General features: G+C 36.7%; 9 protein-coding genes, 8 tRNA genes and 2 rRNA genes. All 19 read right to left on the reverse strand.

From position 1 onward, the window contains the following. Positions 1-84: 84 nt before the first annotated feature. A 16S ribosomal RNA gene (locus JQN76_RS00885) occupies positions 85-1637 on the reverse strand. A gap of 122 nt (positions 1638-1759) precedes the next feature. After that, positions 1760-1835 (reverse strand) — tRNA-Ala (locus JQN76_RS00890). A gap of 23 nt (positions 1836-1858) precedes the next feature. After that, a tRNA-Pro gene (locus JQN76_RS00895) sits at positions 1859-1932 on the reverse strand. Between the two features lie 20 nt (positions 1933-1952). Next, positions 1953-2029, reverse strand: a tRNA-Arg gene (locus JQN76_RS00900). A 5-nt stretch (positions 2030-2034) separates the two neighbouring features. Further along, positions 2035-2123: transfer RNA gene (locus JQN76_RS00905), tRNA-Leu, on the reverse strand. Between the two features lie 7 nt (positions 2124-2130). Then, positions 2131-2205: transfer RNA gene (locus JQN76_RS00910), tRNA-Gly, on the reverse strand. A gap of 33 nt (positions 2206-2238) precedes the next feature. Beyond that, positions 2239-2311: transfer RNA gene (locus tag JQN76_RS00915), tRNA-Lys, on the reverse strand. Between the two features lie 6 nt (positions 2312-2317). Beyond that, a tRNA-Thr gene (locus JQN76_RS00920) sits at positions 2318-2393 on the reverse strand. A gap of 16 nt (positions 2394-2409) precedes the next feature. Further along, positions 2410-2485: transfer RNA gene (locus tag JQN76_RS00925), tRNA-Val, on the reverse strand. Between the two features lie 12 nt (positions 2486-2497). Beyond that, positions 2498-2612 (reverse strand): 5S ribosomal RNA (rrf, locus tag JQN76_RS00930). A 556-nt stretch (positions 2613-3168) separates the two neighbouring features. Beyond that, positions 3169-4656, reverse strand: a complete 1488-nt coding sequence (gene lysS / locus JQN76_RS00935) for a lysine--tRNA ligase (RefSeq protein WP_001288202.1) — start codon at positions 4654-4656, stop codon at positions 3169-3171. Between the two features lie 52 nt (positions 4657-4708). After that, the gene (locus tag JQN76_RS00940) at positions 4709-4801 is read right to left on the reverse strand and encodes a hypothetical protein (protein WP_001790128.1); all 93 of its coding nucleotides are present in this window, start codon (positions 4799-4801) and stop codon (positions 4709-4711) included. A 393-nt stretch (positions 4802-5194) separates the two neighbouring features. Then, on the reverse strand, positions 5195-5671 hold the full coding sequence (folK, locus tag JQN76_RS00945) for a 2-amino-4-hydroxy-6-hydroxymethyldihydropteridine diphosphokinase (protein ID WP_000613716.1): 477 nt from the start codon (positions 5669-5671) through the stop codon (positions 5195-5197). Next, complete coding sequence (gene folB, locus JQN76_RS00950; protein WP_001154302.1) at positions 5668-6033, reverse strand: dihydroneopterin aldolase; 366 nt, start codon at positions 6031-6033, stop codon at positions 5668-5670. Before folB ends, folK begins: the two co-directional genes overlap by 4 nt. After that, a complete protein-coding gene (folP, locus tag JQN76_RS00955; protein WP_000167923.1) occupies positions 6011-6814 on the reverse strand; it encodes a dihydropteroate synthase in 804 nt (267 codons plus the stop codon). Before folP ends, folB begins: the two co-directional genes overlap by 23 nt. 215 nt (positions 6815-7029) lie before the next feature. Further along, positions 7030-7962 (reverse strand): cysteine synthase A, encoded by a 933-nt coding sequence (gene cysK, locus JQN76_RS00960; RefSeq protein ID WP_000057594.1) that lies wholly within the window; start codon positions 7960-7962, stop codon positions 7030-7032. A gap of 178 nt (positions 7963-8140) precedes the next feature. Further along, a complete protein-coding gene (gene hslO / locus JQN76_RS00965) occupies positions 8141-9022 on the reverse strand; it encodes an Hsp33 family molecular chaperone HslO (protein ID WP_000148605.1) in 882 nt (293 codons plus the stop codon). 228 nt (positions 9023-9250) lie between these two features. Further along, positions 9251-11344 carry an ATP-dependent zinc metalloprotease FtsH gene (ftsH, locus tag JQN76_RS00970; protein ID WP_001167888.1) on the reverse strand — a complete coding sequence of 698 codons (2094 nt, stop codon included), beginning with the start codon at positions 11342-11344 and terminating at the stop codon, positions 9251-9253. A 256-nt stretch (positions 11345-11600) separates the two neighbouring features. Next, positions 11601-12140: a hypoxanthine phosphoribosyltransferase gene (gene hpt / locus JQN76_RS00975; protein ID WP_000551283.1), complete on the reverse strand. Its 540-nt coding sequence runs from the start codon at positions 12138-12140 to the stop codon at positions 11601-11603. Positions 12141-12144 lie beyond the last annotated feature (4 nt).

Consider the following 12144-nt stretch of genomic DNA (forward strand, 5'->3'; position numbering starts at 1 on the left):
ATGTTAAATAAACATTCAAAACTGAATACAATATGTCACGTTATTCCGCATCTTCTTAAGAAGATGTTCCGAATATATCCTTAGAAAGGAGGTGATCCAGCCGCACCTTCCGATACGGCTACCTTGTTACGACTTCACCCCAATCATTTGTCCCACCTTCGACGGCTAGCTCCTAAAAGGTTACTCCACCGGCTTCGGGTGTTACAAACTCTCGTGGTGTGACGGGCGGTGTGTACAAGACCCGGGAACGTATTCACCGTAGCATGCTGATCTACGATTACTAGCGATTCCAGCTTCATGTAGTCGAGTTGCAGACTACAATCCGAACTGAGAACAACTTTATGGGATTTGCTTGACCTCGCGGTTTCGCTGCCCTTTGTATTGTCCATTGTAGCACGTGTGTAGCCCAAATCATAAGGGGCATGATGATTTGACGTCATCCCCACCTTCCTCCGGTTTGTCACCGGCAGTCAACTTAGAGTGCCCAACTTAATGATGGCAACTAAGCTTAAGGGTTGCGCTCGTTGCGGGACTTAACCCAACATCTCACGACACGAGCTGACGACAACCATGCACCACCTGTCACTTTGTCCCCCGAAGGGGAAGGCTCTATCTCTAGAGTTGTCAAAGGATGTCAAGATTTGGTAAGGTTCTTCGCGTTGCTTCGAATTAAACCACATGCTCCACCGCTTGTGCGGGTCCCCGTCAATTCCTTTGAGTTTCAACCTTGCGGTCGTACTCCCCAGGCGGAGTGCTTAATGCGTTAGCTGCAGCACTAAGGGGCGGAAACCCCCCTAACACTTAGCACTCATCGTTTACGGCGTGGACTACCAGGGTATCTAATCCTGTTTGATCCCCACGCTTTCGCACATCAGCGTCAGTTACAGACCAGAAAGTCGCCTTCGCCACTGGTGTTCCTCCATATCTCTGCGCATTTCACCGCTACACATGGAATTCCACTTTCCTCTTCTGCACTCAAGTTTTCCAGTTTCCAATGACCCTCCACGGTTGAGCCGTGGGCTTTCACATCAGACTTAAAAAACCGCCTACGCGCGCTTTACGCCCAATAATTCCGGATAACGCTTGCCACCTACGTATTACCGCGGCTGCTGGCACGTAGTTAGCCGTGGCTTTCTGATTAGGTACCGTCAAGATGTGCACAGTTACTTACACATATGTTCTTCCCTAATAACAGAGTTTTACGATCCGAAGACCTTCATCACTCACGCGGCGTTGCTCCGTCAGGCTTTCGCCCATTGCGGAAGATTCCCTACTGCTGCCTCCCGTAGGAGTCTGGACCGTGTCTCAGTTCCAGTGTGGCCGATCACCCTCTCAGGTCGGCTATGCATCGTTGCCTTGGTAAGCCGTTACCTTACCAACTAGCTAATGCAGCGCGGATCCATCTATAAGTGACAGCAAGACCGTCTTTCACTTTTGAACCATGCGGTTCAAAATATTATCCGGTATTAGCTCCGGTTTCCCGAAGTTATCCCAGTCTTATAGGTAGGTTATCCACGTGTTACTCACCCGTCCGCCGCTAACATCAGAGAAGCAAGCTTCTCGTCCGTTCGCTCGACTTGCATGTATTAGGCACGCCGCCAGCGTTCATCCTGAGCCAGGATCAAACTCTCCATAAAAATTATGATGTTTGATTAGCTCATAAATACTAAATAATGTTTGTAACTTATAGTTACGTTTTTTGGAATTAACGTTGACATATTGTCATTCAGTTTTCAATGTTCATCGTGTAAAAAATAAATGGTGGAGACTAGCGGGATCGAACCGCTGACCTCCTGCGTGCAAAGCAGGCGCTCTCCCAGCTGAGTTAAGCCCCCATAAAATGGAATTTAAGAAGTAATCGGGAAGACAGGATTCGAACCTGCGACCCCTTGGTCCCAAACCAAGTGCTCTACCAAGCTGAGCTACTTCCCGTTATTCAATTAATTTAAAAATGGCGCGCCCGATAGGAGTCGAACCCATAACCTCTTGATCCGTAGTCAAACGCTCTATCCAATTGAGCTACGGGCGCTAAAATGGTGCCGAGGACCGGAATCGAACCGGTACGGTGATCTCTCACCGCAGGATTTTAAGTCCTGTGCGTCTGCCAGTTCCGCCACCCCGGCAAAATAATGGAGCAGAAGACGGGATTCGAACCCGCGACCCCAACCTTGGCAAGGTTGTATTCTACCGCTGAACTACTTCTGCATTATTTTGCTAAATATAAAAATTAAATCGTAATGAGCCATAGAGGATTCGAACCTCTGACCCTCTGATTAAAAGTCAGATGCTCTCCCAGCTGAGCTAATGGCTCAAAAGATGGTGCCGGCCAGAGGACTTGAACCCCCAACCTACTGATTACAAGTCAGTTGCTCTACCAATTGAGCTAGGCCGGCTATATCTAAGAATAAATGGTGGAGAATGACGGGTTCGAACCGCCGACCCTCTGCTTGTAAGGCAGATGCTCTCCCAGCTGAGCTAATTCTCCGATTTGTCATTTGCCTGGCAACGTTCTACTCTAGCGGAACGTAAGTTCGACTACCATCGACGCTAAGGAGCTTAACTTCTGTGTTCGGCATGGGAACAGGTGTGACCTCCTTGCTATAGTCACCAGACAAAATAACTTACTTATTTATGATACACGCTTAATTAATAAGGTGCAATAGTTAATTTTACACTTTGATGTAAACTTTGTCACATCAGCTTTTAGTGTGTTTCGTCTGTTTTTGACGACTTTTATATATTACTTCATTCAATTGATAAAGTCAACACTTTTAATCAACTTTTTTATTCTTCAAAACTGACATTTCTCGTGCTCTCTAATTCATAACACTTTTAGTATTCTATCATACACATATGTACAAAACCATACACATTCTATACAATTTTAAAGTACTTTTATAGCTGATTAAGATAAATTATACTAATATAGCAATTTTTGTTATAAGATATCTCAATGTCTATCGTTAACATTTCTCATCCGAACTACTCTATATACGTATCGTCATTTTCATCTATCAGCCAACTACCTTGTTTAACAGTCAAAAATGGCACCACTATCGTTAACTATTACTATCAAAAACATTCAAACACGAACTAATTACCATAATTAAGAAAACCCTCGCATACACATGTTGTATACACGAGAGCTCTTACTAACATCAACGTCATTTATTTTTGTCTCATATAAGGGAATAATAACACGTCTCTGATTGATGGAGAATCAGTTAATAACATAACCAATCTGTCAATACCGATACCAAGACCACCTGTCGGAGGCATACCATATTCTAACGCTTCAATGTAATCTTCATCCATTTCATGCGCTTCATCATTACCTTGCGCTTTTTCAACAAGTTGCGCTTCAAAACGACCTTTTTGATCAATAGGATCATTTAATTCAGTAAATGCATTTGCATGCTCTCTACCTACAATGAACAATTCGAAACGATCAGTAAATCTAGGATCTTCAGGATTTTTCTTCGCTAAAGGTGAAATTTCAGTCGGATGACCATAGATAAACGTTGGCTGAATAAGTGTTTCTTCAACTTTTTGCTCAAAGAATTCATTTAAAATATGACCATATTTCATTGTATCTTTAATTTCAATACCATGTTCTTTAGCTAAAGCTTTAGCTTCTTCATCACTTTTAACTTCATAAAAATCTACACCAGTAGCTTCTTTTACAGCATCAACAATATGCAAACGAGTCCAAGCAGATTCTAAATCAATCGTTTCCCCATTGTATTGTACTTTTGCAGAACCTAATACTTCATTGGCAATATGTCTCACCATAGATTCTGTTAAATCCATAATGTCATGATAATCTGCATATGCTTCATATAATTCAATCATTGTGAATTCAGGGTTATGTCTAGTTGATACACCTTCATTACGGAATACTCTACCAATTTCATATACTTTTTCAAGTCCACCGACAATTAAACGTTTTAAATGCAACTCAATAGCAATACGCATGTATAACGTTGCATCTAATGCATTATGATGTGTTACAAATGGTCTAGCAGCTGCGCCACCAGCAATTTGGTGCATCATAGGTGTTTCTACTTCCAAGAAACCTTTATTATTTAAATAATTACGCATTTCTTGAATGATTTTACTACGATTAATAAATGTACGAGTGCTATCTTCGTTCGTAATTAAATCTAAATATCTTTGACGATATCTCTGTTCAATATCCTGTAAACCGTGGAATTTATCCGGTAATGGTCGCAATGATTTAGTTAGTAGCGTGAATTTCTTCGCTTTAACCGATAATTCGCCAGTATTTGTTTTGAACATTACACCTTCAACACCAACGATATCGCCTAAATCAGCATTTTTCCATAAATCAAATTCGTCATCGCCAACTTGATCTTTACGAACGTAAATTTGAATTTGTCCAGCTAAGTCCTGAACGTGTGCAAATCCTGCTTTACCTTTACCACGCTTAGTCATTAATCGTCCAGCTATAGCGACATGACTATCCGCTTCTTTTTCTACCAATTCTTCTTTAGAATACTGGTCCCACTCTTCTTTCAAATCACTAGATAAACCTGAACGGTCAAATTTAGAACCAAACGGGTCTATACCAAGATCATATAATTCTTGTAATTTTTGACGTCGAACCAACATTTGGTCATTCATTTCTTCTGACATAACTTTCTCTCCTTTAACTTGTTGTAATCCTTTAGTATTCCAACTGGTACACTCAAACATTTTCCTTTAAAGTTTTATAAAATATCAGACATTTTTGCTCAACATACATCTCTTTCGATGTTTCTAATACTTTATCATTAACCATTACACCTTAAAGTTATGATGTGGCATGTTTTCTTATATTCATAACATCAATTTTATCACTTTTTTAATTTTACAAGAGCTTGTAAATGTAATAAAGCAATTTCTGTTTTCGTTTATGAATTACTTATTCATTTAAAATACGATTATCATTAATACAACCCTAAGTAAATGTATAAAAATTATCTTCCACAAACTTCAACAAAAGCCCAAATAAATTACAGCAATTTATCAAATATTGCTTACTTTGATTTTATGAAATAACTTAATTCTAACACATACTAAATCATCATATACTAATTCGAAATCAAATGCATTTAGAGATAATCAAAATGCGGAAACATCTCCAATAATCAATCATCTATTCCCAATAAATATGAATGTTCTCAACAATACATTATTTATATCTCTTTACACTGTCATCGACAAAAACTAAATCTTTCACTTTCAATTTCGAACGTGGTTCTACGACATTTGCTGCTATATCATTTAATGGGATTAAAACAAATGCACGTTCATTCATTCTCGGATGTGGCACCGACAGTTTTGGTAAATCTATCATTTCTTCTCCATACAACAAAATATCCACATCTAAAGTTCTAGGACCCCATCGTTCCTTTCTAATACGGTGTAAACATTCTTCTGTCTTCAAGCAACATTCCAACAGTTGTAATACTGTGAGTGTTGTTTGAATTTCAACACACAAATTTAAAAAGTTAGGTTGCTCAGTATACCCAACTGGTGCTGTTTCATAAATCGGAGAAATATTAGATACGTTAATACCATCATATTCATTCAAAATCTTTATAGCATCGTTTAACTGGCTTTCCCTATCACCAATATTACTACCTAATCCTAAGTATGCTTGAATCATTTATTCTCCCTCACTATTTCGATACCTACTCCATCATAATGACCCGGAATCGGTGGGTTTTCTTTAGTGATTCTCACTTTCGTTTCCATTACACGATTATATTGTGAATTTATACGATTTGCAATACGTTCAGCTAGATGCTCAAGTAAATTAACGGCCTTACCTTCCATAATTGATTTAACCTCTTCGAACACTTCACCATAATGAACTGTATCAATAACATTATCAGTACGCCCAGCTTCAGCTAAGTCTACTTTCAAAGTTACATCCACTTTGAAAATTTGCCCTATTTCATTTTCAGCTGATAAAGCACCATGATATCCATAAAAGCGCATACCTTTAAGAAAGATTGTGTCTTGCATTTTCATTCTCCTTTAAAAAATCTATACCTTTAGCTAATTTAGCATTCAACTCGACATTATGAACGCGTACTGCTCTAACGCCTTTCATAATACCATATGCAGTCGTAGCTGCAGTTACTTCATCTCTTTCAACCGGTGTTGTATCATAACCCATCATCTCTTTAGTGAAACGTTTCCGGCTTGTCGCTAATAAAACTGGATATTCTGTTGCAACAAGTTCATCCAGTCTTGCCATAACTTCGGCTTCTTCATTTCTAGTTTTAGCGAAACCTATACCTGGATCTAGCCAAATTTTATTTGAAGGTATACCAGCTATTTTAGCTTGATGTGCTTGTGCTAACAAAGATGTTAACATTTCTTCGACAACCGGTTCATCACGATTACCATTTCCATTATGCATTAAAATAATTTCCGCGTCATATTTAGCTACAATTTGGAACATATGATGATCATACAGCCCAGCCCATTGATCATTAATGATATCAACGCCTAATTTTAAACATGCTTCAGCAACCTCACTTCGAAATGTATCGACTGAAATTTTTACATCAAAACCGACAATAGCTTCAACAACAGGTAATACTCTGTTCATCTCTTCTTCTAATGAAACCATTTCATGACCTGGTCTCGTTGAAACACCTCCAACATCTATAATGTCAGCACCTTCATCTATCATGGCTTTCACTCTATTTATAGCTGATTCAACATTATTAAATTTTCCACCATCTGAGAATGAATCAGGTGTGACGTTTAATATGCCCATAATTTTTGTTTTAGTCATGTTAACCACCCTTTAATTATGTATTGTTTAACTCTAATAAAATTTACTCCTGCTATTTACTAGTTATTAGTATGTACGTTTATTATCTTATCATTCACTGGATATTTTTATCAGAAAAATGTTTAATTTAACGCTCATATTTTTAAAAATATACATGGTAGAAAAAAAGAGCAAGTTATCTCAAAAAGATAACTCACTCTTTTAAATGACATTAATTAGTCATCGAATGAATATAAAGGTGTTGATAAGTAGCGTTCACCATTACTCGGCAATACTGTTACTACTGTTTTACCTTTTCCTAATTCTTTTGCTTTTTGAATGGCAGCATAAATCGCAGCACCTGATGAAATACCTGCTAAAATACCTTCCTCTTTAGCAACTCGACGAGACATTTCCATCGCTGTATCATTTCCTACTTTAATAATACTGTCATAGATTTCTGTATTCAAAGTGCCTGGAATAAATCCAGCACCTAAACCTTGTAATTTATGTGGACCTGGCTCACCACCGCTCAATACTGGAGAAGCCTCAGGCTCTATAGCAACAATTTCGATGTTAGGATATTCTTTTTTCAGAACTTTACCTACACCAGATAACGTACCACCAGTACCAACACCAGCTAGGAACGCATCGATAGTTTTCCCTTCAAATTGTTGTAATAACTCAGGACCTGTAGTTAACTCATGAACTTCAGGGTTCGCAGGGTTTTCAAATTGTTGTGGCTCGAAGTAACCATGTTCTTCTTTTAATTCTTTAGCTTTTTTAATTGCACCTTTCATCGCTTCTGATCCAGGCGTTAAAACTAATTCCGCACCGTATGCTTTTAATAAATTACGACGCTCTTGGCTCATTGTTTCGGGCATAGTAAATACTGCTTTATATCCTTTAGCAGCACATACAAATGCTAAACCGATACCTGTATTACCACTTGTTGGTTCTACAATTGTATCGCCAGGTTTAATTTTGCCTTCTCGCTCTGCTTTTTCAATCATTGCTAAAGCAATTCTATCCTTTACAGAACCACCTGGATTTTGATATTCCAATTTTACATAAACATCTGCTGCATTGTCATCTACTACATTTCTCAATTTGACTACCGGTGTACCGCCAATAATTTGAGTAATATTATCTACTGGTTTTTGTGCCATTAAGAACACTCCTTTTTAGTTAGTTGTTGAAATCTTAGTTTATTTATCGGATATAGAATTATTTTATCAAATAAATTCTAGAAAGCAAACAAAATCACTAAGGATTATACAACTATTTAGTTCTACATTTCACTAAACCGCTAAAAATAAACATTTTAGCGTATTGATTTAAATTAAATTACGCTAAACTTTCTAGCAACACGTTTAATTCTTCTTCAGTATATTTATATTTATTTCCACAGAAATGACATACTGCTTCAGCACCATGATCTTCTTTAATCATATTTTGAATCTCAGCCTCGCCCAATCCTTTAATAGCATTTAAAAATTTCTCATGACTACAATTACATTCAAATTGAACAGGCATTTTCTCTAAAATTTGCACATGGTCTTCACCTAAGATTTCGTTTAGTAATCCTTCTGGCGTTAATCCTTGTTCAATTAATTTAGAAACTGGTGTCATTTCACTAATTGCTTTTTCTAATTTTGAAATTGTTTCATCTTTGGCACCTGGCATAACTTGAATGATAAATCCTCCTGCTGCTTTAATCGTATTATCAGGATTTACCAATACACCAAGACCTACCGATGAAGGTGTTTGTTCACTTGTAGCATAATAATAAGTAAAATCTTCACCAAGTTCTCCTGAAACAATTGGACTTGCTCCAGAGAAATAGTCTTTCATTCCAACGTCTTTAACAACCATAATAGATCCATTTGTCCCTACTGCTCGTCTTACATCAAGTTTACCTTGCTCATTTAATGGAAAATGAGTTTGTGGATGGTCTACATAAGCACGCACCTCGCCTTTAGCATTTGCATCGGCAATAATTCGTCCAATAGGTCCTTGGCCATCTACAGTGACAGTTAATTTTTGATCACCTTTCAACATTGCGCCCATCATAGCTGTTGCTGTCATTGTTCTTCCCATTGCAGCAGATGCTGTCGGCCATGTATAATGTCTCGTTTGTGCTTCTTGAACAGTTTCAGTTGTCAAAGCAGCATAAGCCCTAATCTCTCCATCAAATGCTAATGCTTTAACAATATAATCGTGTGTCATTATTTCAATCTCCTCTATTACTCTATATTTAAAAAATTACTTTACTTCATAAAATGCAACAATTGTACTTATTCTACACCCATCATTCTAAATAATGAAGTAACTTGTTTTACAATTATTTTCTGCTATAACAATTCAATGACTTAAAATCTAATACGTATTTTCAAAAACGATAAAAGTACCTCTTTCTATAACTTTATCATAGAAAGAGGTACTGAATATAATCGATTATTTATTGTCTGGGTGATTTGGATCGTAAGGTTTTTCGATATTTGGGGCTTGTCGATGTGCTGGTTCATCTTTTTCATCAGATTTATCAGCTTCTTTTTTATCCTCAGCAATATCTTTTTCTTCTTTACGATCTTCACTTTCGTCACGTTGTCCATCTTCTAATTGCTCTTTACGAATCTCTTCATAAGATTTACCGAATTTACCATCATTAAATTCAGAATCTTCATCTTTAACAACTTTAGCTGCATCATAATCAATTTCAGGTAATTTACCTTCGTAGAATAATGATTGAATTTGTTCAGCAACTAATGTTTCTTCTGTTAATAATGTTTCAGCAATTAAAATTAATTGTTCTTTGTGCTCTAATAAAATTTGTTTACAACGTTCGTATTGTTCTTTAACGATTCGTTGAACTTCTTTATCAATTTCATATGCGATTTGGCTTGAATAATTAGGCTCACCTTGCATATCTTTACCTAAGAATACTTGACCATTGCTATGACCGAACTGTAATGGTCCTAATTTTTTACTCATACCATATTGCGTAACCATTGAGCGTGCGATTTGTGTTGCACGTTCGAAGTCATTTGAAGCACCTGTTGATACTTCGTTAAAGTTAATATCTTCTGATACACGTCCACCAAGTAAACCACAGATTTTATCTAATAACTCTTGTTCAGTCATTAAGAAACGATCTTGTTTAGGTAGCATCATTGCATAACCACCTGCTTGTCCACGTGGAACAATAGTAACTTTATGCACTACTTCTGCCTCATCAAGTACCATACCGATAATTGTATGACCAGCTTCGTGATGAGCAACAATATTACGTTCTTTCTTAGAAATAACTCGAGATTTCTTAGCAGGTCCGGCTATAACTCTATCCGTTGCCTCTTCGATATCTCTCATGTCAATTTTCTTTTTACCTTCACGTACAGCAATTAAAGATGCTTCATTTAATAAGTTCTCTAAATCAGCACCTGAGAAACCAGGTGTACGTTGTGAAATTGCTTTTAAATCAACCGTTTCATCAAGTGGTTTGTTTTTAGCATGAACATGAAGAATTGCTTCACGGCCTTTCACATCTGGACGACCAACTTGAATTTGTCTATCAAAACGACCTGGACGTAATAAGGCTGGGTCAAGGATATCAGGACGGTTTGTAGCAGCTATCATAATGATACCTTCATTTTCACCGAATCCATCCATTTCAACTAATAATTGGTTTAGGGTTTGTTCACGTTCATCATGACCGCCACCAACACCTGCACCACGTTGACGACCAACAGCATCAATCTCATCGATAAAGATAATACAAGGCGCGTTTTTCTTAGCATTATCGAATAAGTCACGAACACGGCTCGCACCAACACCAACAAACATCTCTACAAAGTCTGAACCACTAATAGAGAAGAATGGTGCGCCAGCTTCACCTGCAACCGCTCTAGCAAGTAATGTTTTACCAGTACCTGGAGGTCCAACAAGTAAGACACCTTTAGGAATCCTAGATCCCATTTCTTTGAATTTTTTATTATCTTTCAAGAAATCAACAATTTCAATTAATTCTTGTTTTTCTTCATCTGCCCCTGCTACATCAGAGAAACGAACACGACGTTTATTATTATCGTACATTTTTGCTTTAGATTTACCAAAGTTCATCATACGACCGCCACTACCGCCACCTTGTGCTTGGCTTAGGAAGAAAATAAATAATAACGCTATGACTACAACTGGAATTAATGTTGAAAGTATACTCACAAAGACACTTTGTTTTTCTTCTTCTTTAATCGTTAATTTTACACCGTTTTGCTTTTTAGCAGCATCAGTAATTTTTTGTAATTCTTTTTCGTTGTTATATAAAATAGTTGATGAATAGTCTTCATCATTTTTCGTTTTACCACTTACCATATAGACATTTTGTTGTGGTTGGATTTCTAAAGTTTTAAGGTCACCTTTTTCCAACTTCTCAGTAAATTGATTATATGTAAGCTGTTTCGGCATATTTCCATTACCGTTTAAATATGAAAATAGACCAAAAATAATAACGCCTATTATTACGATAACTAGCACATTGCGAAAAGCTTTCTGCATGCGTCATTTCCTCCTACTTCCCATAATAAAACTAACAAAAATTGTAACATATGACATGTTTTATAAGCTAGTAATTGAGCTTAACATCAATGTCATTCACACCCGTATTAGTTTTATCAATCTCTATATTTTTCAACTTTTCAAGACATATGTCTTGTCTAAAATTAAATATATATGAAATACATTTTTCATATTTTTGAGTCTACACTATTATTTCTCAAACGCATAGTAATAATAACTGAAATTGATTAAAAAATTAATTTGAATACACTTCAGGTTTTAACGTACCGATATATGGTAAGTTTCGGTATAATTCACGATAATCTAAACCGTAACCAACAACAAATTCATCTGGTATTTTTTTACCTACATACTTAGCTTCAATGTCCGCTTTACGACGGTTTGGTTTATCTAATAAAGTAACTATTTCTAATGAATTAACTTTTCTAGATTGTAATAATTCAGTAATTGACTTAAGTGTAGTACCAGTCTCTAAGATATCTTCAATAATTAATACGTCTTTATTTTCAATAGAAGAACCTAAATCTTTAATGATTTGAACTTCACCAGTTGACTCAGTGCCTCCGTGATAACTAGAAACATCCATGAAATCAATTGATAAATGGGTATCAATTCGTTTAATTAAATCTGACATAAACATTGCTGAGCCTTTTAAGATACCCACGCATACTAATGGTTTACCTTGATAATCCTTTGTTAATTGTGCTCCCAATTCCTTACAGATATTTTGAATATCTTCTTCAGTTAACAATACTTCTTTCAAATCATTATGCATAACG

This window comes from Staphylococcus sp. SM3655 (assembly GCF_016917315.1).
GTDB lineage: Bacteria > Bacillota > Bacilli > Staphylococcales > Staphylococcaceae > Staphylococcus > Staphylococcus aureus.

What these genes read in the sequence shown, in the direction of transcription:
- lysS (WP_001288202.1), bottom strand. Translation starts at nt 4,656, where the DNA reads ATGTCAGAAGAAATGAATGACCAAATGTTGGTTCGACGTCAAAAATTA.
- ftsH (WP_001167888.1), bottom strand. Translation starts at nt 11,344, where the DNA reads ATGCAGAAAGCTTTTCGCAATGTGCTAGTTATCGTAATAATAGGCGTT.
- folP (WP_000167923.1), bottom strand. Translation starts at nt 6,814, where the DNA reads ATGACTAAAACAAAAATTATGGGCATATTAAACGTCACACCTGATTCA.
- folK (WP_000613716.1), bottom strand. Translation starts at nt 5,671, where the DNA reads ATGATTCAAGCATACTTAGGATTAGGTAGTAATATTGGTGATAGGGAA.
- cysK (WP_000057594.1), bottom strand. Translation starts at nt 7,962, where the DNA reads ATGGCACAAAAACCAGTAGATAATATTACTCAAATTATTGGCGGTACA.
- folB (WP_001154302.1), bottom strand. Translation starts at nt 6,033, where the DNA reads ATGCAAGACACAATCTTTCTTAAAGGTATGCGCTTTTATGGATATCAT.
- hpt (WP_000551283.1), bottom strand. Translation starts at nt 12,140, where the DNA reads ATGCATAATGATTTGAAAGAAGTATTGTTAACTGAAGAAGATATTCAA.
- hslO (WP_000148605.1), bottom strand. Translation starts at nt 9,022, where the DNA reads ATGACACACGATTATATTGTTAAAGCATTAGCATTTGATGGAGAGATT.
- JQN76_RS00940 (WP_001790128.1), bottom strand. Translation starts at nt 4,801, where the DNA reads ATGGTTAATGATAAAGTATTAGAAACATCGAAAGAGATGTATGTTGAG.